Annotated in this window: 17 protein-coding genes; 14 read left to right on the plus strand and 3 right to left on the minus strand. The window is 73.1% G+C overall.

Features of this window, described 5'->3' with window-relative positions:
- Window positions 1-18: 18 nt before the first annotated feature.
- The 5 genes from BLW57_RS34910 to BLW57_RS34930 all read left to right on the plus strand — a co-directional run bounded on the left by BLW57_RS34910 (window position 19) and on the right by BLW57_RS34930 (window position 5976).
- On the plus strand, window positions 19-1131 hold the full coding sequence (locus BLW57_RS34910; protein ID WP_093479694.1) for an NAD(P)H-dependent flavin oxidoreductase: 1113 nt from the start codon (window positions 19-21) through the stop codon (window positions 1129-1131).
- Window positions 1128-2678: an acyl-CoA synthetase gene (locus tag BLW57_RS34915; protein ID WP_093479695.1), complete on the plus strand. Its 1551-nt coding sequence runs from the start codon at window positions 1128-1130 to the stop codon at window positions 2676-2678. The genes BLW57_RS34910 and BLW57_RS34915 overlap by 4 nt, the downstream gene beginning before the upstream one ends.
- Before the next feature lie 115 nt (window positions 2679-2793).
- Window positions 2794-4299 carry an acyl-CoA synthetase gene (locus BLW57_RS34920; protein ID WP_093479696.1) on the plus strand — a complete coding sequence of 502 codons (1506 nt, stop codon included), beginning with the start codon at window positions 2794-2796 and terminating at the stop codon, window positions 4297-4299.
- A gap of 68 nt (window positions 4300-4367) precedes the next feature.
- Window positions 4368-5261 (plus strand): alpha/beta fold hydrolase, encoded by an 894-nt coding sequence (locus BLW57_RS34925; protein WP_176985839.1) that lies wholly within the window; start codon window positions 4368-4370, stop codon window positions 5259-5261.
- 10 nt (window positions 5262-5271) lie between these two features.
- A complete protein-coding gene (locus BLW57_RS34930) occupies window positions 5272-5976 on the plus strand; it encodes an alpha/beta fold hydrolase (protein ID WP_093479698.1) in 705 nt (234 codons plus the stop codon).
- A 35-nt stretch (window positions 5977-6011) separates the two neighbouring features.
- On the opposite strand, the gene BLW57_RS34935 is transcribed toward BLW57_RS34930, so the two are convergent.
- Complete coding sequence (locus BLW57_RS34935) at window positions 6012-7628, minus strand: acyl-CoA synthetase (RefSeq protein WP_093479699.1); 1617 nt, start codon at window positions 7626-7628, stop codon at window positions 6012-6014.
- 186 nt (window positions 7629-7814) lie between these two features.
- On the opposite strand from BLW57_RS34935, the gene BLW57_RS34940 reads away from it, so the two are divergent.
- The 9 genes from BLW57_RS34940 to BLW57_RS34980 all read left to right on the plus strand — a co-directional run bounded on the left by BLW57_RS34940 (window position 7815) and on the right by BLW57_RS34980 (window position 16773).
- Window positions 7815-8615: a crotonase/enoyl-CoA hydratase family protein gene (locus tag BLW57_RS34940; protein ID WP_093479700.1), complete on the plus strand. Its 801-nt coding sequence runs from the start codon at window positions 7815-7817 to the stop codon at window positions 8613-8615.
- A gap of 16 nt (window positions 8616-8631) precedes the next feature.
- Entirely contained in the window at window positions 8632-9573 is a 942-nt protein-coding gene (locus BLW57_RS34945; RefSeq protein ID WP_093479701.1) for a Zn-ribbon domain-containing OB-fold protein, read from the plus strand.
- Window positions 9570-10637 (plus strand): thiolase domain-containing protein, encoded by a 1068-nt coding sequence (locus BLW57_RS34950; RefSeq protein WP_093479702.1) that lies wholly within the window; start codon window positions 9570-9572, stop codon window positions 10635-10637. The genes BLW57_RS34945 and BLW57_RS34950 overlap by 4 nt, the downstream gene beginning before the upstream one ends.
- Entirely contained in the window at window positions 10634-11800 is a 1167-nt protein-coding gene (locus BLW57_RS34955) for a thiolase domain-containing protein (RefSeq protein ID WP_093479703.1), read from the plus strand. The genes BLW57_RS34950 and BLW57_RS34955 overlap by 4 nt, the downstream gene beginning before the upstream one ends.
- An 82-nt stretch (window positions 11801-11882) precedes the next feature.
- Complete coding sequence (locus tag BLW57_RS34960) at window positions 11883-12125, plus strand: DUF397 domain-containing protein (protein ID WP_093479704.1); 243 nt, start codon at window positions 11883-11885, stop codon at window positions 12123-12125.
- A 116-nt stretch (window positions 12126-12241) separates the two neighbouring features.
- Window positions 12242-13144: a universal stress protein gene (locus BLW57_RS34965; protein ID WP_093479705.1), complete on the plus strand. Its 903-nt coding sequence runs from the start codon at window positions 12242-12244 to the stop codon at window positions 13142-13144.
- A 190-nt stretch (window positions 13145-13334) separates the two neighbouring features.
- Window positions 13335-14624 (plus strand): extracellular catalytic domain type 1 short-chain-length polyhydroxyalkanoate depolymerase, encoded by a 1290-nt coding sequence (locus tag BLW57_RS34970; protein WP_093479706.1) that lies wholly within the window; start codon window positions 13335-13337, stop codon window positions 14622-14624.
- A 146-nt stretch (window positions 14625-14770) separates the two neighbouring features.
- Complete coding sequence (locus BLW57_RS34975) at window positions 14771-16201, plus strand: 3-hydroxybutyrate oligomer hydrolase family protein (protein WP_093479707.1); 1431 nt, start codon at window positions 14771-14773, stop codon at window positions 16199-16201.
- Between the two features lie 74 nt (window positions 16202-16275).
- A complete protein-coding gene (locus tag BLW57_RS34980; RefSeq protein ID WP_093479708.1) occupies window positions 16276-16773 on the plus strand; it encodes a hypothetical protein in 498 nt (165 codons plus the stop codon).
- 13 nt (window positions 16774-16786) lie between these two features.
- Here the strand turns inward: BLW57_RS34980 and BLW57_RS34985 are convergent, their stop codons facing one another.
- Window positions 16787-18757 carry an N-acetylmuramoyl-L-alanine amidase gene (locus BLW57_RS34985; protein ID WP_093479709.1) on the minus strand — a complete coding sequence of 657 codons (1971 nt, stop codon included), beginning with the start codon at window positions 18755-18757 and terminating at the stop codon, window positions 16787-16789.
- Between the two features lie 298 nt (window positions 18758-19055).
- Window positions 19056-20201, minus strand: coding sequence for an aminoglycoside phosphotransferase family protein (locus tag BLW57_RS34990; RefSeq protein WP_093479710.1), 1146 nt, complete (start codon window positions 20199-20201; stop codon window positions 19056-19058).
- Window positions 20202-20283: the final 82 nt, after the last annotated feature.

A 20283-nucleotide genomic window follows, 5' to 3' on the forward strand; every position in this document is an offset into this window, starting at 1 on the left:
CTACGGCATCCTGCGCCCATGCAGACGGAGCTGAGCAAGCGCCTGGGAATCGAGCACGCCGTCTTCGGCTTCACGCCGTTCCCGGCCGTCGCCGCGGCCATCAGCCGCGCCGGCGGTTTCGGCGTGCTCGGCGCGGTCCGCTACACCGTCCCCGACGAACTCGCACGCGATCTCGACTGGCTCGACGCGCACGCCGAGGGGCGGCCCTACGGGCTGGACGTGGTCATGCCCGCCAAGAAGGTGGAGGGCGTCGGCGAAGCGGACGTGGAGGCGATGATCCCGGAAGGGCACCGCCGGTTCGTACGGGACACCCTGGCCCGGCACGGCGTGCCGGAGCTGGCCGAGGGAGAGGCGTCCGGGTGGCGCATCACCGGGTGGATGGAGCAGGTCGCCCGCGGCCAGCTCGACGTCGCCTTCGACCACCCCATCAAGCTGCTCGCCAACGCCCTCGGCTCCCCGCCCGCCGACGTCGTCGCCCGCGCCCACGACCGCGGAGTGCTCGTCGCCGCGCTCGCCGGCAGCGCCCGGCACGCCCGCAAGCACCAGGAGGCGGGCATCGACATCGTCGTGGCCCAGGGCTACGAGGCCGGCGGCCACACCGGGGAGATCGCCTCCATGGTGCTGACCCCGGAGGTCGTGGAGGCCGTGGACCCGCTCCCTGTGCTGTCGGCGGGCGGCATCGGCAGCGGCCCGCAGGTGGCGGCCGCCCTCAGCCTCGGCGCCCAAGGGGTGTGGCTGGGCTCCCTCTGGCTCACCACCACCGAGGCCGACCTGCACTCGGCCGCCCTGACCCGCAAACTCCTCGCCGCCGGGTCCGGGGACACCGTCCGCTCCCGCGCCCTGACCGGGAAACCGGCACGACAGCTGCGCACCGGGTGGACCGACGCCTGGGACGACCCGGCCGGCCCCGGCACCCTGCCCATGCCGTTGCAGGGCCTGCTGGTAGCCGAGGCCGTCTCCCGCATCCAGAAGTACGAGGTCGAGCCGCTGCTCGGCACGCCCGTCGGCCAGATCGTCGGCCGGATGACCAGTGAACGCAGCGTCCAGGCCGTCTTCGACGACCTCACCCGCGGCTTCGAACAGGCCGTGGACCGCATCAACCGCATCGCCGGAAGGAGCGGCCAGTCGTGAGCACACCCCCCGCCGGGTTCTGGGCACAGGCGGCCCAGAACCCCGACCGCACCGTCCTCGTCGACCCCGACGGCGAGGAGTGGACCGCCGGACGCCTGCACTCCGCCGCCAACCGGCTCGTGCACGGGCTGCGCGCGGCCGGCCTGGAACGCGGCGACGCCTTCGCCGTCGTCCTGCCCAACGGCGTCGAGTTCCTCACCGCCTACCTGGCCGCCAGCCAGGCCGGCCTCTACCTCGTCCCCGTCAACCACCACCTGGTGGGACCCGAGATCGCCTGGATCGTCGCCGACTCCGGCGCCAAGGTGCTCATCGCGCACGAGCGGTACGCCGCCGCGGCCCGCGCCGCCGCCGACGAGGCCCGCCTCCCGGCGGCCCACCGCTACGCGGTCGGCACGGTCGAGGGCTTCCAGCCGTACGACCGGCTCCTCGACGGCCGGCCCCCGTCGGCCCCGGACGGACGAGAACTCGGCTGGGTCATGAACTACACCTCCGGTACGACCGGACGCCCGCGCGGCATCCGCCGCCCGCTGCCGGGCAGGACGCCCGAGGAGGCCTACCTCGGCGGATTCCTCGGCATCTTCGGCATCCGGCCGTTCGACGACAACGTCCACCTGGTCTGCTCGCCGCTGTACCACACCGCCGTCCTGCAGTTCGCCGGAGCCTCCCTGCACATCGGCCACCGCCTGGTGCTGATGGACAAGTGGACCCCCGAGGACATGCTGCGGCTCATCGACACCCACCGGTGCACCCACACCCACATGGTCCCGACCCAGTTCCACCGGCTGCTGGCCCTCCCGGACGAGGTCAGGGCCCGCTACGACGTCTCCGCCATGCGGCACGCCATCCACGGCGCCGCGCCCTGCCCCGACCACGTCAAGCGTGCCATGATCGACTGGTGGGGGAACTGCGTGGAGGAGTACTACGCGGCCAGCGAGGGCGGCGGCGCCTTCGCCACCGCCGAGGACTGGCTGAAGAAGCCCGGCACCGTCGGCAAGGCCTGGCCCATCAGCGAACTCGCGGTCTTCGACGACGACGGCAACCGGCTCCCACCCGGTGAACTCGGCACCGTCTACATGAAGATGAGCACCGGCGGCTTCCAGTACCACAAGGACGAGGCCAAGACCCGCAAGAACCGCATCGGCGACTTCTTCACCGTCGGCGACCTCGGCTACCTGGACGAGGACGGCTACCTCTTCCTCCGCGACCGCAAGATCGACATGATCATCTCCGGCGGGGTGAACATCTACCCGGCCGAGATCGAATCCGCGCTCCTCGCCCACCCGGCCGTCGCCGACGCCGCCGCCTTCGGCATCCCGCACGACGACTGGGGCGAGGAGGTCAAGGCCGTCGTCGAACCGGCCCCCGGGCACGAACCGGGACCGGACCTGACGGCCGCGCTGCTCGCGCACTGCGCCGGCCGGCTGGCCGGCTACAAACGGCCGCGCACCATCGACTTCATCGAGGAGATGCCCCGCGACCCCAACGGCAAGCTGTACAAGCGGCGCCTGCGGGAGCCGTACTGGGAGGGCCGCACCCGACCGGTGTGACCGGCGCGCCAGCGGGCGGACGGGCCACGCCCGGTGGCCCCTCGGCGCGGGACCGGCCCGAACCCCGGGGCCCGGTCCTTGACCGGTACGGCCGGTGGGCCGAGGATCGGCTGTCATGATGCAGGGACACGGCAGCACGGTCGACGGGGTCCTGCGACGCAGCGCCCGGCGCACCCCGGCGCGCGTCGCGGTGGAGTACGGCACGCGCAGATGGACCTACGAGGAACTCGACGACGCCGTCTCCCGCGCGGCCGCCGTGCTGCTCGCCGAGGGCCTCGTGCCCGGCGACCGGGTCGGCGCCTACGGCCACAATTCCGACGCCTATCTGATCGGGTTCCTCGCCTGCGCCCGCGCGGGCCTGGTCCATGTGCCGGTCAACCAGAACCTCACCGGCGAGGACCTGGCCTACCTCGTCGTCCAGTCCGGCAGCTCGCTGGTGCTCACCGACCCGGGTCTGGCGGCGCGACTGCCGGACGGGGTACGGCGGTTGCCGCTGCGGGACAGTGAGGACTCACTGCTCGCCCGGCTGCCGGACACACCGCCGTACGACGGGCCCGAGCCGCGCACCGAGGACCTGGTGCAGCTGCTCTACACCTCCGGCACCACGGCCCGGCCCAAGGGCGCGATGATGACCCACCGGGCCCTCGTGCACGAGTACCTGAGCGCCATCACGGCCCTCGACCTGAGCGCCGGGGACCGGCCGGTGCACGCACTGCCGTTGTACCACTCGGCGCAGATGCACGTGTTCCTGCTGCCCTACCTCGCCGTCGGCGCGACCAGCATCCTCCTGGACGCGCCCGACGGCGACCGGCTCTTCGACCTGATCGAATCCGGCCGCGTGGACAGCCTGTTCGCACCGCCGACCGTGTGGATCGGCCTGGCGAACCGGCCCGACTTCGACACCCGCGACCTCGGCGGCCTGCGCAAGGCCTACTACGGCGCCTCCATCATGCCGGTGCCCGTGCTGGAGCGGCTGCGGGAACGCCTGCCTGAGCTCGCCTTCTACAACTGCTTCGGCCAGAGCGAGATCGGCCCGCTCGCCACCGTGCTCGGCCCAGGCGAGCACGAGGGCCGACTGGACTCGTGCGGCCGGACCGTGCTGTTCGTGGACGCCCGGGTGGTCGACGACAAAGGCGCGGACGTGCCCGACGGCACACCGGGCGAAGTCGTCTACCGGTCACCGCAGTTGTGCGAGGGCTACTGGGACAGGCCCGAGGAGACCGCCGACGCCTTCCGGGACGGCTGGTTCCACTCCGGCGACCTCGCGGTGCGCGACGCCGACGGCTACCTCACGATCGTCGACCGGGTGAAGGACGTCATCAACTCCGGTGGCGTGCTGGTCGCCTCACGTCAGGTCGAGGACGCCCTCTACACCCATGAGGCGGTCGCCGAGGCCGCCGTGATCGGTCTGCCCGACGAGCGGTGGATCGAGGCCGTCACCGCGGTCGTCGTCGCGCGCGGCGAGGTGACCGAGGACCAGCTGATCACCCACGTGAAGGAGCGGCTCACCGCCTTCAAGGCGCCCAAAAAGGTGCTGTTCGTGCCCGAGTTGCCGCGCAACGCCAGCGGAAAGATCCTCAAGCGCGACCTGCGCGACCGCTTCCGCGACCAGGCACCCTGACCGCCGCGTCGCCTCGTTCCCGGGAAAGGCGTTGCCGGCCCACGGGACCGCCCGGGATGATCGGCGCCATGCCCACCTTCCTGACGACCGACGGCACCCGGCTCGCCTACCACCTGCGCGGCGACGGCGAACCCCTCGCGGTGCTGCCCGGCGGCCCCATGCGCGCCTCCGCCTACCTCGGCGACCTGGGCGGGCTGACCGCGCACCGCCGGCTGGCCCTGCTGGACCTGCGGGGCACGGGCGACTCCGCGGTGCCGGCGGACCCCGCGACCTACCGCTGCGACCGGATGGTCGAGGATGTGGAGCTGTGGCGCGCCCACATGGGGCTGGAGCACATGGACCTGCTGGCCCACTCGGCGGGCGCCGCTCTCGCCATGCTCTACGCGGCCCGAAGGCCGCACCGGATCCGGCGGCTCGTGCTGATCACCCCCAACCCGTCCGCCCTGGGCCTGCGGGCCACCCCCGAGGACCGGCTGGCGGCGGCGGAACTGCGCAAGGGCGAACCGTGGTTCGCGGACGCCTTCCCCGCCTTCCGGGCCTGGCTCGCGGGCGAGGCCGGGTTCGACGACGTCTTCCTGCCGTTCTTCCACGGCCGCTGGGACGACACCGCACGGGCCCACACGGACGCCGAGCTGACGCAGACCAACGAGGAGGCCGGGGAGCGCTACTTCGCCGACGGCGCCTTCACCCCGGACGAGACCCGCGCCGCCCTGGCCGGACTGACCGCCCCGGTCCTCGTGTACGCGGGCGAACTCGACGGCGGACCACGCCCCGACCTCGCCCGCCGGGCCGCCCGGGCCTTCCCGGACGCCGAGACGACCGTCCAGCCCGGCGCCGCCCACTACCCCTGGCTCGACGACCCGGAACACTTCCGCTCCCGCGTCCTCGCCTTCCTGGACGGGCCCGCGCCCGCCGCTCTGCCGTCGGCAGAGCGGGCGCCACGCCACCGACCGCACGACTAGCCTGGCCGGCATGGACACCTCGCCGCCGTACGCCGTCGAGGCGAACGGGATCACGCTGGCCTGCCGCGCCTGGGGGCCGGCGGACGCAGCGCCCGTCGTCCTGCTGCACTGCCGGGGCGCCGACGGCGCGGACTGGACGCGGATCGCCGAACGGCTCGCGGCGCCACCGCGACCGCGCCGCGTGTACGCCCCCGACCTGCGCGGCCACGGGCACAGCGACCGCGCCGCTGACTACACGGCGGAGACGATGAGCGAGGACGTCCGCGCGCTCATCGCCTCCCTGGGAATCCGCGGTGCCGACGTCGTCGGCCATTCCCTGGGCGGCCTCGTCGCGTACCTGCTGGCCCAGCGCCACCCCGCGGCCGTACGGCGCCTGGTGCTGGAGGACGTGTGCGCCCCGGTTCCGCTCGACCCGCCCCGGCCGCCCGCCGAACGGCCCGACGGCGAGCTGCCGTTCGACTGGGCGATGGTGCGGGCGACCGACGTCCAGCGCAACATGCCCGATCCGGTGTGGCGGGACCACATGGACCGGATCACCATGCCGACGCTGGTGATCGGGGGCGGTCCCACCAGTCTCGTCCCGCAGGACCAGGTGGCGCTCCTCGCGGAGCTGATCCCGGACGCCCGGCTGGTGACCGTCGACGCCGGTCACCTGGTGCACGAGAGCCGCCCGGCGGAGTTCCTGGCCGTCCTGGCGGACTTCCTCGACCGCTGACCCCGGCCGGCGATCCGCGGAGCCGGTGTCCGCGGCTACCGGTGGTCGGCCGCGACCGCCACCTCCCGTGCCCATCGGTAGTCCGCCTTGCCGCTCGGTGACCGCTGGACCAGCTCGGTGATCACCAGCTGGCGGGGGATCTTGTACCCGGCCAGCCGGGTACGGCAGTGGCTCTGGATGTCCGCCAGCGACGGCCGCGGAGCTCCCTCCCGCAGCTGCACCACGGCGGCCACGTGGTTGCCCCACGTGGCGTCCGGCACGCCCGCGACCAGCGCGTCGTACACGTCCGGATGCGCCTTGAGTGCCTGCTCGACCTCCTCGGGGTACACCTTCTCGCCCCCGGTGTTGATGCACTGCGAGCCCCGGCCGAGCACGGTGACCACGCCGTCCGCGTCGACCGTCGCCATGTCGCCCAGCAGGACCCAGCGCCGCCCGTCCTTCTCGAAGAAGGTCTCGGCGGTTTTCCGCGGGTCGTTGTAGTAGCCGAGCGGGACGTTGCCGCACTGGGCGACCCGGCCGACCTCGCCGACGGCGACCGGCTCGTGCGTGGCCGGATCCACCACCAGCGTGCGGGAGTTGACCCGGATGCGGAAGCCGCGCTCGGGTCCGGAGTCGTCGGTCGCCGTCCCGTTGAAACCGGACTCGGAGGACCCGAAGTTGTTCAGCAGCAGGGCGCTCGGCACCAGCTCACGGAACTGCCGGCGGACCGTCTCCGACATGATCGCGCCGGACGAGGAGACGCTGAACAGGGCCGAGCAGTCGGTGCCCTTCATCGGTCCGTTCAGCGCGTCGATCAGCGGCCGCAGCATCGCGTCCCCGACCAGGGACACGCTGGTGACCTTCTCCCGCTCGACGGTCCGCAGCACCTCCTCCGGCACGAACTTGCGGTGCAGGACGACGCGCTGGCCGAAGTTGAACCCGATGAACGCGGTGAGGGTCGAAGTACCGTGCATCAGCGGGGGAGTGGGGAAGAAGGTGATCCCGGAGCCGCCCGCGGCCACCCGCCGGGCCAGCTCCTCCGGTGCCTTCACCGGCTCCCCGGTCGGCGCCCCGCCACCCAGCCCGGCGAAGAACAGGTCCTCCTGACGCCACATCACCCCCTTGGGCATGCCCGTGGTGCCGCCGGTGTAGATGATGAACTGGTCGTCCCCCGACCGCGCCGGAAAGCCCCGCCCGGGCGAGCCGGCGGCCTCCGCTTCGGCGAAGGGCACAGCGCCGGGCACCCGGGACTCGCCCGTGCCGACCCGCACCAGGTGCCGCAGGTCCGGAGTGCGCGGCAGCGCGCCCGCCACCCGCTCCTCGAACTCCGCGTCGAATACCAGCGCGACAAGGTCGGCGTCCCGGTAGAGGTAGACCAACTCCTCCTCGACGTACCGATAGTTGACGTTGACCGGGACGATCCGCGCCTTGAGGCAGGCCAGTACCGTCTGCAGGTACTCGACCCCGTTGTACAGGTGCAGACCGAGGTGCTCCCCGGGCCGCAGGCCGCCGGCCGTCAGGTGGTGCGCGACGCGGTTGGCGGCGGCGTCCAGCTCCGCGTAGGTCAGCCGGCGCTCCGCGCCCGTGCCGGGGTGGTCGAGGTACACGAGCGCCTCGCGGTCCGGGACCACGTCGACGACCGACTCGAACAGATCGGCAAGGTTGTACTCCACCGCTCCTCCTGACCCCGGCAGCCCGGACAAGAAAGGCGCATCCGTCGGTTCGCCGGTCATCAGAGCAAAGGGGGCCCCAACTGGGAAGGCCCCGCACCAATAAATCTGACTGACTGTCAGAAAACCCTTGAAGTGGTCCTCCGCCTCCTGCAACCTGTTCTCGTTCTCACCGAGGGGAGATGGCCCATGGGCGGGACGGAACACCTCACCGTGCGGCGCGAGGGCGCCACACTGGTGCTCACGCTGAACAGGCCCGACGCCAGGAACGCGCTCTCGCTCCCGATGCTCGTCGGCCTGTACGACGGCTGGATCGAGGCCGACAGGGACGACACGATCCGCTCGATCGTGCTCACCGGGGCCGGCGCCGCCTTCTGCGCCGGAATGGACCTGAAGGCACTGGCCGGCGACGGCATGCAGGGGGAGCACCACCGCGACCGGCTCAAAGCCGACCCCGACCTGCACTGGAAGGCGATGCTGCGCCACCACCGCCCCCGCAAACCGGTCATCGCCGCCGTCGAGGGACACTGCGTCGCCGGTGGTACCGAGATCCTCCAGGGTACGGACATCAGGGTCGCCGGCGAGTCCGCGACCTTCGGCCTCTTCGAGGTCCGGCGCGGACTCTTCCCCATCGGCGGCTCCACCGTCCGGCTGCAGCGCCAGATCCCCCGCACCCACGCACTGGAGATGCTGCTCACCGGCCGGCCGTACAGCGCCCGGGAGGCCGCGGACATCGGCCTGATCGGCCATGTGGTGCCCGACGGCACCGCGCTCGCCGAGGCTCTCCGGATCGCCGAGCGGATCAACGCCTGCGGCCCGCTCGCCGTGGAGGCCGTCAAGGCGTCCGTCTACGAGACCGCCGAGATGACGGAGACCGACGGGCTCGCCGCCGAACTCGCCCGCGGCTGGCCCGTCTTCGACACCGCCGACGCCAAGGAAGGGGCCCGCGCCTTCGCCGAGAAGCGGCCCCCCGTCTACAAGCGCGCCTGACCCGAGGAGCCACCCGATGCCCGAAGTCCTCAAAGCGCCACTCGTCGTCGAGTTCCCCTTCACCCGGTCCCTCGGCCCCGTCCAGAGCGCCTTCCTCACCGGTCTGCGCGAAGGCGTCGTGCTCGGCGTGCGCACCACCGACGACCGTGTCCTCGTACCGCCCGTCGAGTACGACCCCGTCACCGCCGACGAACTCCGCGAGCTGGTGGAGGTCGCCCCCACGGGCACCGTCACCACCTGGGCCTGGAACCACGATCCCCGCCGCGGCCAGCCCCTCGCCACCCCGTTCGCCTGGGTCCTGGTCCGGCTCGACGGCGCCGACACCGCCCTGCTGCACGCCCTCGACGCCCCCGGCCCCCACGCCGTGCGCACCGGCATGCGGGTCCGCGTCCGCTGGGCCGCCGAGCGCACCGGCGCCATCACCGACATCGCCTGCTTCGAGCCGTACGAGGGTGAACCCGTGCGGCCCGGCACGCACTCCGGCGTCTTCGCGGACCCGCTCACCGGGATCGTCGCACCCGCCCGCCTCGACTACACCTACTCACCCGGCCGCGCCCAGACCGCCTACATCGGCGCCCTGACCGAACGGCGCACCGTCGGCGAACGCTGCCCGTCCTGCCGCAAGGTGTACGTCCCGCCCAGGGGCGCCTGCCCCACCTGCGGACTCGCCACGCACGAACAGGTGGAGGTGGGCCCCTGCGGCACGGTCACCACCTACTGCATCGTCAACATCAAGGCGAAGAACCTCGACATCGACGTGCCCTACGTCTACGCACACATCGCCCTCGACGGAGCCGACCTCGCCCTGCACGCCCGGATCGGCGGCATCCCCTACGACCAGGTCCGCATGGGCCTGCGCGTGGAACCGGTGTGGACCGAGGGCGCCCGCCACCCCGACCACTACCGGCCCACCGGCGAGCCCGACGCGGACTACGAGACGTACAAGGAGCTGCTGTGACCAGCGACCACCGCGCCGCCCGGGACATCGCCGTCGTCGCGTTCGCCCAGACCGACCACCGGCGCTCCACCGAGGAGTCCTCCGAGGTCGAGATGCTCCTGCCCGTCCTGCACGAGGTCCTGGACCGGACCGGACTGAAGACCGCCGACATCGGCTTCACCTGCTCCGGGTCCAGCGACTACCTCGCCGGCCGGGCCTTCTCCTTCACCCTCGCCCTCGACGGGGTGGGCGCCTGGCCGCCCATCTCCGAGTCGCACGTCGAGATGGACGGCGCCTGGGCGCTGTACGAGGCCTGGACCAAGCTCCTCACCGGGGAGGCCGACACCGCGCTCGTGTACTCCTACGGCAAGTGCTCACCCGGCTCGGTCCGGGACGTGCTGACCCGCCAGCTCGACCCCTACTACGTCGCCCCCCTGTGGCCCGACGCCGTGGCCCTCGCCGCCCTCCAGGCACAGGCCCTCATCGACGCCGGGCACACCGACGAGCCCGCCCTCGCCGCCGTCGGCGCCCGCAGCCGGACCGACGCGGGCGCCAACCCGCACGCCCAGCTCAAGGGCCGTGTCCCGCAGGGCGACTACGTCGTACGGCCCCTGCGCACCGGCGACTGCCCGCCCATCGGCGACGGCGCCGCGGCGGTCGTCCTCGCGGCGGGGGAGAAGGCCCGGGAACTGTGCGAGCGTCCCGCCTGGATCCGGGGCATCGACCACCGCATCGAGGCCCACGCGCTCGGCGTCCGCGACCTGACCGACTCGCCGTCCGCCCGGCTGGCCGCGGAACACGCCGGGGCCTTCGAACGGGCTGTGGACACAGCCGAGTTGCACGCCCCGTTCACCTCGCAGGAGGTCGTCCTGCGCAAGGCCCTCCGCCTCGGCGACGACGTACGCGTCAACCCCTCGGGCGGAGCGCTCGCCGCCAACCCGGTGATGGCCGCCGGTCTCCTGCGCATCGGCGAGGCCGCGGCCGCCGTCCACCGCGGCGAGTCCGACCGCGCCCTCGCCCACGCCACCTCAGGCCCCTGCCTCCAGCAGAACCTGGTCGCCGTACTCGAAGGGGATCCGCGATGAGCAAGGAACCCGTGGCCGTCACCGGCGTCGGTCAGACCAAGCACGTGGCGGCGCGCCGGGACGTGTCGATCGCCGGACTCGTCCGCGAGGCCGCCCACCGTGCCCTGGAGGACGCCGCGTTGACGTGGGCCGACGTCGACGCGGTGGTCATCGGCAAGGCGCCCGACTTCTTCGAGGGCGTGATGATGCCCGAGCTGTACCTCGCCGACGCCCTCGGCGCGGTCGGCAAACCCATGCTGCGGGTGCACACCGCCGGCTCCGTCGGCGGGTCCACCGCCCTCGTCGCCGCGAACCTCGTCGCCGCCCGCGTCCACGGCACGGTCCTCACCCTCGCCTTCGAAAAACAGTCCGAGTCGAACGCCATGTGGGGGCTGTCCCTGCCCATCCCCTTCCAGCAGCCCCTGCTCGCCGGCGCCGGCGGATTCTTCGCCCCGCACGTGCGCGCGTACATGCGGCGCAGCGGCGCCCCCGACACCGTCGGCTCCCTCGTCGCCTACAAGGACCGGCGCAACGCACTCAAGAACCCCTGGGCCCATCTCCACGAACACGACATCACCCTGGAGAAGGTCCAGTCCTCGCCCATGCTGTGGGACCCGATCCGCTACTCCGAGACCTGCCCGTCCTCGGACGGCGCCTGCGCCATGGTCCTCACCGACCGTGCCGGAGCCGCCCGGGCGCCCCGCCCGCCCGCCTGGCTGCTCGGCGGCGCCATGCGCAGCGAGCCCACCCTGTTCGCCGGCAAGGACTTCGTCTCCCCGCAGGCCGGCAAGGACTGCGCCGCCGACGTCTACCGGCAGGCCGGCGTCACCGACCCGCGCCGGGACATCGACGCCGTCGAGATGTACGTGCCCTTCTCCTGGTACGAGCCCATGTGGCTGGAGAACCTCGGGTTCGCGGAGGAGGGCGAGGGCTGGAAGCTCACCGAGTCCGGCGTGACCGCACTCGACGGCGACCTGCCTGTCAACATGTCGGGCGGCGTGCTGTCCACCAACCCCATCGGCGCCTCCGGGATGATCCGCTTCGCCGAGGCCGCCCTCCAGGTCCGCGGCCGGGCCGGGGAGCACCAAGTGGACGGCGCGCGCAGGGTGCTCGGCCACGCCTACGGCGGAGGCTCGCAGTTCTTCTCCATGTGGCTGGTGGGATCCGAGCCCCCCGATTCCTGAAAGGTCCCCGGAACGTGGCCTGTCGGCCGTCGAGAGCGGTCGCTAGGCTGACCGCGGACGACGAACCGGGAGGAGCACGGACGTGGCCGAGAGCACCATCCAGCAGCAGCCGCTCACAGGCTGGGACAAGCCGGAGCTGGATCTCAGCAGGGCCGACTGGCAGTCCAGCAGCCGAGGTCTGGGGGATGTCCAGATCGCCTTCGTCGAAGGCTTCATCGCCATGCGGAACAGCGGCCGTCCGGGAGGCCCTTCCCTGATCTTCACCCCCGCCGAATGGGGTGCCTTCGTCTCCGGCGCGCGTGAGGGCGAGTTCGATCTGACCTGAGCGGGGGGTGTTCCGGCCGGATTTCCGGACACGCGACCGACAGCGCCCTGTCGGGGCCACGCCTGAGCGAGGCTGGCCCCAGCAAGGGGAAGGTCGTGTTCCGGAGGTGGGCAGGGATGAGCACTGCGCCGGTCATCGCCGCGGTCGACGGTTCCGAGGACAGCCTGCGGGCCCTGGAGTGGGCCCTGGAGACCGCCGGCCGCCGCGCGGCACCGCTGCGGGTGGTGCACGTACGGCAGTACGCCGCCTGGGGCCAGGCCGACGTGCTGGTCGCCGCACCACCGGAGGCCGAGGGCGATCCGGTGCTCGACGAGGTACGCGCCCGGCTCGCGGGCCGCGTGCGGGAGCCGGCCGTCGAGTACGTCGCCCTGGAGGGCGTACCGGGCGCCGTCCTGCCCGAACTCGGCCTGGATGCCGAGCTGCTGGTCCTCGGCTCGCGGGGCCGCGGCGGCTTCGCCAGCCTGCTGCTCGGCTCCAACGGCCTCGCCGTCGCACGGGACGCCGAGTGCCCGGTGGTCGTCGTACCCGCACCCGGCCGTGAGGTGCACGGGGACGGAGCCGAGGAGCCGGGGCCCCGGGTGGTCGTGGGCCTGCACGCCGACAGTCCCGACGACGCCGTCCTCACCTTCGCGTTCACCGAGGCCGCCCTGCGGGGCGCCCGGATCCAGGTGATCGCCGCCTACCCGTGGCCGGTGCAGACGTGGTCCGCCCCCGGCCAGCTCGTGCCGCCCCCGGTCGACCGGGACGCGATCGAGAACGAGACCCGTGCCCTCGCCGAGGGCTTCCTCGCCCCGCACCGAAAGCGGCGTCCCGAGGTCCGTGCCGACGTGCAGGCGCTCCCCGGCGACGCGGCGGGCCTCCTCGTCGCCGCCTCCAAGGACGCCGAGCTGGTCGTCGTCGGCCGGCACCGGCGACGGCTGCTCGCCCCGGCCCGCATGATGGGCTCGGTCACCCAGGCCGTGCTGCTGCACGCGGCGAGCCCGGTCGCGGTGGTGCCGCCGGGGGCGCCCGAGGAGTGAGGCCGGGCCGGGCGATAGCAGAGCGCACGGCACCCCGCAAGGCGTCCGGAGCCGACCGGTCCGGCCGTGGCTGTGGTGCCGCACGCCATGGCGGCACCCCCTGCGGGAACCTACGGTTCCGCCACGCCCGGTGCTCCAGGCGCCCCCGCGCCGGAGCGGCCGGGACCGTGCGCCCACCGAAGGAGCCGCCATGCGCCAGCCCGCCGCGTCGAAGGAACCACCCGCAGCCCACCGCGAACCCCTCACCCGGACGACCGCGCCCGGGCGGTCCCCCCGCCGCCCGCGACGCCTCCTGGCCCGCCTCCTGGCCGTCGGGGCCGTCGTCCTCGGCACCGCCCTCGCCGGCCCCCTGCCCACGGCACACGCCTCCGTCACCCTCACCCGGGTGAGCGGCTTCGGTTCCAACCCGGGCGCCCTCACCATGTACGTGTACCGGCCCGCGTCCCTCACCGCGCATCCACCGGTGGTCGTGGCCCTGCACGGCTGCACCCAGAGCGCCCAGGTGTACGCCGACAACTCCGGGCTCCCGCAACTCGCCGACCAGGACGGGTTCCTGCTGGTGCTCGCCGAGACCACCACCGCCAACAACGCGAACAAATGCTTCAACTGGTTCCAGAGCACCGACAACCGGCGCGACCAGGGCGAGGCCCTCTCCGTCCGGCAGATGGTGGGCCAGGCCGTCACCGCCTACGGCGCCGATCCCCGACGGGTCTACGTCACCGGCCTGTCCGCGGGCGGCGCCATGACCTCGGTCATGCTCGCCACCTACCCCGACGTCTTCACCGCCGGCGCGGTCGTCGCCGGCCTGCCCTACGACTGCACCAAGGACAACAGCCCCTACCTCTGCATGAATCCCGGCGTCGACCTGACCCCCGACGCATGGGCCCAGCGCGTACGCGACGCACACCCGTCGTACCAGGGGCCCTGGCCGCGCACCGCCATCTGGTACGGCGACCAGGACACCACCGTCGCACCACGCAACGCCACCGAACTGCGCGACCAGTGGACGGCCCTGCACGGACTCTCCCAGACCCCCACCCGCACCCGCACGATCGGATCGGACGCCACCCGGCAGGACCAGTACCTGGCCGCCGACGGCACGGTCGCCGTCGAGGTCGACCGCGTCCCCGGCATCGGCCACGGCACCCCGGTCGACCCCGGCACCGGCACCGAGCAGTGCGGTGCCACCGGCGCCCCCTACTTCCCCGACTCCATCTGTTCCAGCCGCTGGATCGCCCGCTTCTTCGGCCTGGACACCACCGACCCGGGCGGCTCCGACCCCGGCGACGGCGGCACCGCCGCCTGCTGGACGGCGAGCAACTACGCCCAGGTACAGGCCGGACGGGCCACCACCAGCGGCGGCTACGCCTACGCCGTCGGCTCCCGCCAGAACATGGGCCTCTACAACACGTTCGTCACCCACACCCTGAAGGAGTCGCCCACCGGCTACTACACCCTCGCGGACAGCGGCTGCCCCTGACAACAAGTCAGCCAATGACGGGTCGCCATGGTGGCCGGCAACGCTGTAAGGGCCGCCATCATGGCGGCCCCACACATGTCCGGCGCCACCACCACGCCCCTAACCTCCAGCGCGTCCCCGTACACCCGACCCGCCGGAGGCACCGCATGCTCCCACACCGCACCCCACCGCTCGGACGACCGGCACGGCGTGCCGCGCTCGGCGCGCTCTCCCTCGCCGCCGCCTGCTCCCTCCTGGTCACCCCGGCCACGGCGGCACCCACCGCGGCCGGGGCACCGGCCGGCCACTGCACCGGCCAGGAGCGGCTCCGCGTGCCCGGCGCCGCCCTCCAGCAGACCGACTGCCTGGACGAGCTGACCACCGCCGGGACCGTGGCCTCCGGCCACACCGACCCGGCCGACTACGCGGGCCTCACCCCGAAGGACCTGGCCACGCCCAGCGGAGTCCCCGGCATCCAGATCGACGGCTACTTCCCCGACACCTCCACCACCAACACCGACCACGGCTGGCAGCACGACTCCCAGTTCGTCGTACGTCTGCCCGACCACTGGAACGGCGGCCTGGTGGTCGCCGGCACCCCGGGCAACCGCGAGCAGTACGCCAACGACCGCGCGATCGCCGACTGGGTGCTGGCCCGCGGCTACGCCTACGCCGCCACCGACAAGGGCAACACCGGCACCGCCTTCCACCGCGACGGACGCCGGCCCGGCGACGCCATCGCCGAATGGAACACCCGCCTCACCCAGCTCACCCGCGCGGCCCGCGCCGTCGTCGCCCAGCGCTACCACCGGCCCCCGGCCCGCACCCTCGCCACCGGCATGTCCAACGGTGGCTACCTGGTGCGCTGGCAACTGGAGAACCACCCCGAGCTGTACGACGGCGGAGTCGACTGGGAGGGCACCCTCTGGCGCGGCGACGGCCCCAACCTGCTGACCTCCCTGCCGGCCGCGCTGCGCCACTACCCGGCCTACGCCGCCGGCGGCCCCGGAGCCGCCGAGGCCCGGACGGCCCTGCACCGGGCGGGCTTCCCGGCCGGCTCCGAGTTCCTGTGGCCGTACCACTACCAGGTCTACTGGGACCTCACCCAGCGCATCTACCGCGAGGAGGTCGACCCCGGCTACGACGGCGCCACCGAGGCGGGCACGCCGTACTGCGCCTCCGGCACACCCGCCTGCGACGCCGACTACGACTACGCGGCCCGCCCCGCCGCCGTCCACCGCGCCGTCGACCGCATCGCCCTCACCGGACGCATCGGCAAACCCCTGATCACCCTCCAGGGCACCCTCGACGTGCTGCTGCCGATCAGCGAGGACTCCGACGTCTACGCCCGCATGGTCCACGCGTCCGGGCGCGGCGGCCTGCTGCGGTACTACCGCATCGAGGACGGCACGCACACCGACTCCCTGGTCGACGCCTTCCCCGGCCGGCTCCGCCCGCTGGTGCCCTGCCACCGCGCGGCGTTCACGGCCCTCGAAGGGTGGATCACCTCGGGCAGCCGCCCGCCCGCCGACCACACGGTGGCGCGGCCGGCCGGCGCGGACGCGACGACCCTGCTCACCAGCTGCCCCCTGGGCTGACGTCCGCCACCCGGTGGTGCGCCACCCCGCGCCCGCAGGTCACCGACCCGAGCCCGGGCACGTACCATGGCCGCATGTCGTTCCTCCGCCGCCGCAGCGCCACTCCCGCCGGACCCGACTTCGACGTGCTGGCCATGGACCCGGGCGACTGGCCGGGCAATCTCGGCGCGGGTCTGCTGCCCGCCCCCGACGGCACCTGCCAGGGCGTCTTCCTGCGCTACGACCTGTTCGGCGGCCGCGGCCCCGCGATGATCATCGGCAACCTGCCGGAGGGCTCCCCGGCCCGCGACGTCGCCGAGGACGAGATCCCCTTCGAGGTGGGCCAGCTGCTGCTGGCCCTGGAGAACGACGAGGAGATCACCGTCGTCGAGACCGAGGACACGCCGGTCCTCCAGGGCGACAACCTCCTCATCGTGCGCCGTCTGAAGCTGTCCGAGAGCCGGATCTCCTGCGTGCAGTTCGACCGCAGCGACGGCGTCCTCGTGACCATCGCCGCCTGGGACCGCCCCATCACCGACGACCTGTACGCCCTGCTGAAGCCGCTCCCGGCGGAGCTTTTCCAGCAGGGCTGAGACACCGGACCCGCTAGCGGGCCGAGCCCTCCAGCGTCACGTCCGCCGCCCGGACGAACCCGACGCGGTGGCCGTACTGGATCTCGTAGTACAGGTCCTCGCCCACCACGACCTGGTGCGAGTCGGTGGTGAAGGTGACCGCGTAGTAGTACTCGCCCGGCATCTCGTCACCGACCACGTACCGCTGGCCGGCCGGAATCGTGTACGGCAGCGGCACCACCGACTGGGCGGGCACTCCCGCCGGGTAGGCCTCCTTCTCCGGATAGGCGCGCCCGTAGACCGGGATGCTCGCCAGGCCGTCCTTCGGGGTCACCATCAGGCCCTTCGCGGACACCGCCGCCGGGTCCTTGCGCGGGTTCTGGAACCAGGCCTTCTGCCCCAGGTACCAGATCGCCGTCCAGTCGCCCCAGCGGTCGGCGACCGCGTACTGCTGGCCGGTGGAGACCCGCGAGGACAGGTCGTTCACCCCGTCGGTCGGCTCGGTCTTCAGCCCGATGTCCTTGATCAGGGGCGCGCTCACGTCGTGGTCCGAGTACAGCCGCACCTCGCTGGAGCCGTGCGCCGTGCAGGGCTCGCCCTTGGTGGTGCAGCCCGTGTAGACGGGCCGGTTCGACGCGTAGTCGGGCAGGATCGTCACCAGCCCGGACCGCTTGCCGCCCGTCCGCTCGAAGGGGCGGCCCAGCAGCTGGAAGTAGTGCCGCCAGTCCCAGAACGGGCCGGGGTCCGTGTGCATCCCCGGGATGGTGGACGTGGTCGGCCCGGGCACGTTGTCGTGGCCCAGGATGTGCTGCCGGTCCAGCGGGATGTCGTACTTCCGGGAGAGGTACTTCACCAGCCGGGCCGAGGACCGGTACATCGCCTCCGTGTACCAGGCGTCCGGGTCGGCGAGAAAGCCCTCGTGCTCGATGCCGACGGACCGGGCGTTGACGTCCCAGTTGCCCGCGTGCCAGGCCACGTCCTTGGCCTTGACGTGCTGAGCGATCAGCCCGTCGGTGGAACGGATGGTGTAGTTCCACGACACATAGGTGGGGTCCTGGATCAGGTTCATCACCCCGTCCCAGGCGCCCTCCGTGTCATGGACGACGATGTACTTGATCCGCTGCGACGCCGGGCGGTCGCCCAGGTCGTGGTTGCCGTAGTCGTCGTTCCCGAACTGCGCGTAGGGCGCCGGGACCGACTCGCACGACACCGACTTCGGGCACTCGACGCCGTCCGTCGGCAGGGTGCGCAGCCCGGCCCGCCCCAGCTGGGCCCGGTCGGGGACCAGCCGCGGCCGGGCAGCCAGCGCGACCTGCTGGCCGTCGTCCGTGGTGCGCTCCTCACCCGAGCGCAGCACGTCGTACACGTCGTCCGCGTACGCGGCGGCGGTCGCCGTGTCGTCGGCGCCCGAGAAGCGCGCCACCGCCCCGTACCAGTCCGCCGGGTCGGCGCTCAGCGGCTCGCCGAGCTCCTTCTGCGCGGCGGCGAGCAGGGCGGCGCCGCCGGACACGTTCGCGGCCGGGTCGGTGCGCAGGTCCGCGGCCGGGATGCCGGTCAGCTCCGCCGCCTTGCGCAGCGTCCGAAGCCGGGCCGGCACCGCCGACTCGGCCGGCACCTCGACGCGGTGCCGGCGGGCGGCGCGTGCCGAGTCGCCCCGCGCGTCCTCCGTGCCCTCGGCGAAGTGCTCCGTGGTCGCGACGGCGGCCCTGGCGTCGGTGAGGTGCATGGGGCCGTACCCGCCGGTGACGCTGGGCGCCCCGCCGTGCCCGTCCCAGCGGGACTGCAGATAGGAGACGGCCAGCAGAACGCTCTGCGGAACGTGGTGGTCGGCCGCGGCGGTGGCGAACGCCTGCTGCAACCGGTCGGCGGAGGAGTCGGTGGCGCCGTGCGCCGGTGCCGCGCCGAGCAGCGGCAGCAGCAGGGCCGCGGAGGCGAACGGGCCGGCGGCCCGCCGCAGATGTCTGTGGCCGGGCGTGGACGTGGGATCGGTGGCGGGACCTCGCAATGCGGCCTCCTGTGACGGGCGGGCGTGGCGGGGCGTGCGGTGCCGAACTGGGTCAGTGCTACCCGCTTGCCGACGATCCGTCAATAATGCCTAGGCCACAGCGATTTCCCACGTCACGATGGGTCTCGGCGAGTTTCGTCGCGGCGGCGGCCGGGCCTGCGGAGCGTCACTGGCGTACACCAGTGGACGCGGCGGTCCGGTCCTCGCCGGTACCCGCGCGGATTCAACGCCGGACCCGGACACACGAAGGTCCGCGGTGCGCCGCCGCTCCGGGCGCACCGCGGAACCGTCGTCCCCGTCAGCGAGTGCCGACCGCCGCGCGGACGGCCCGGCGGGCCATCTGGCAGTCGTCGTGCAGCCGCCTGAGCAGCAGCCGCTGTTCCTCGCCGGACGGCACAGCACCCGGGTGGGCCGTGCCCGGGGCCGCCGGGGCCGTATCGTGCATCGAACGCTGCACGGCCGTCTCGTACGTACGGATCTCCCGGGTGAGCAGCAGCATCAGGTTCACCAGGAAGGCGTCCCGGGAGGCCGGACCCGCCGACTGGGCGATCTGGCTGATCTGCCGCCGGGCCACCGGCGCGTCCCCGAGGACGAGCCACAGCGTGGCCAGGTCGTACCCCGGCAGGTACCAGCCCGCGTGCTCCCAGTCCACCAGCACTGGACCGGCCGGTGACACCAGGATGTTCGAGAGCAGCGCGTCGCCGTGGCAGAACTGGAGCATGCCGTGCCGGCCCACCTCATGGGCGATGCCGTGCAGCAGCTTCTGCAGATCGCCGAGGTCCCGGTCGGTGAGCAGACCCAGCTCGTGGTACCGGGAGATCCGGGCCGCGTAGTCCAGCGGCATGTCGAAGGTGCCCGCCGGGGGCCGCCAGGCGTTCACCCGGCAGACGGCGCCGAGCGCGGCCCGGATGTCCGCGCGGGGCGGGGCCTCCAGCGGATGCCGCTGAAGTGCCAGCGTCCGGCCGGGGGTCCGCTCGATGACCAGCGTGCAGTTGTCCGGGTCCGCCGCGATCAGCCTCGGCACACGGACCGGAGGCCGGTGCCGGACGAACGAGCGGTACACCGCTATTTCGTGGCGGCTCCGCTCGGCCCAGGCGGGCGAGTGGTCCAGCAGGCACTTGGCGACGGCCGTGCTGCGCCCCGTCGTCCCGACGAGCAGGACGGACCGTCCGCTGCGCCTCAGCACCTGCACCGGCGCGAACTCCGGACAGATCCGGTGCACCGCGGCGATCGCGGTGCGCAGCTGCGCGCCCTGGGGGCCGGACAGATCCAGTCTGCCGCTGAGCTGCTGGGCGCCGGGCTGGCCCGGCACCCGCCGGGGCCGGCCCGCACCGAGCACGGGGCCGCCCGGCCGCACCGCCGGGTCGAGATACGGTCCGCCGCCCGCCGGGCGGGAGCGCAGCGGCCGGGGCGGGGCGGACACGGAGGACGATGCTGCGTACATGGGAGATACAGATCCCTTCGTGTGCCTGCGTTGCCTGCCTGTAAGTCCTTGCGCACAACCCGGCCCGGTCACCCGGGAACAC

Source organism: Streptomyces sp. 1222.5 (assembly GCF_900105245.1).
Taxonomy (GTDB): Bacteria; Actinomycetota; Actinomycetes; order Streptomycetales; family Streptomycetaceae; genus Streptomyces; species Streptomyces albidocamelliae.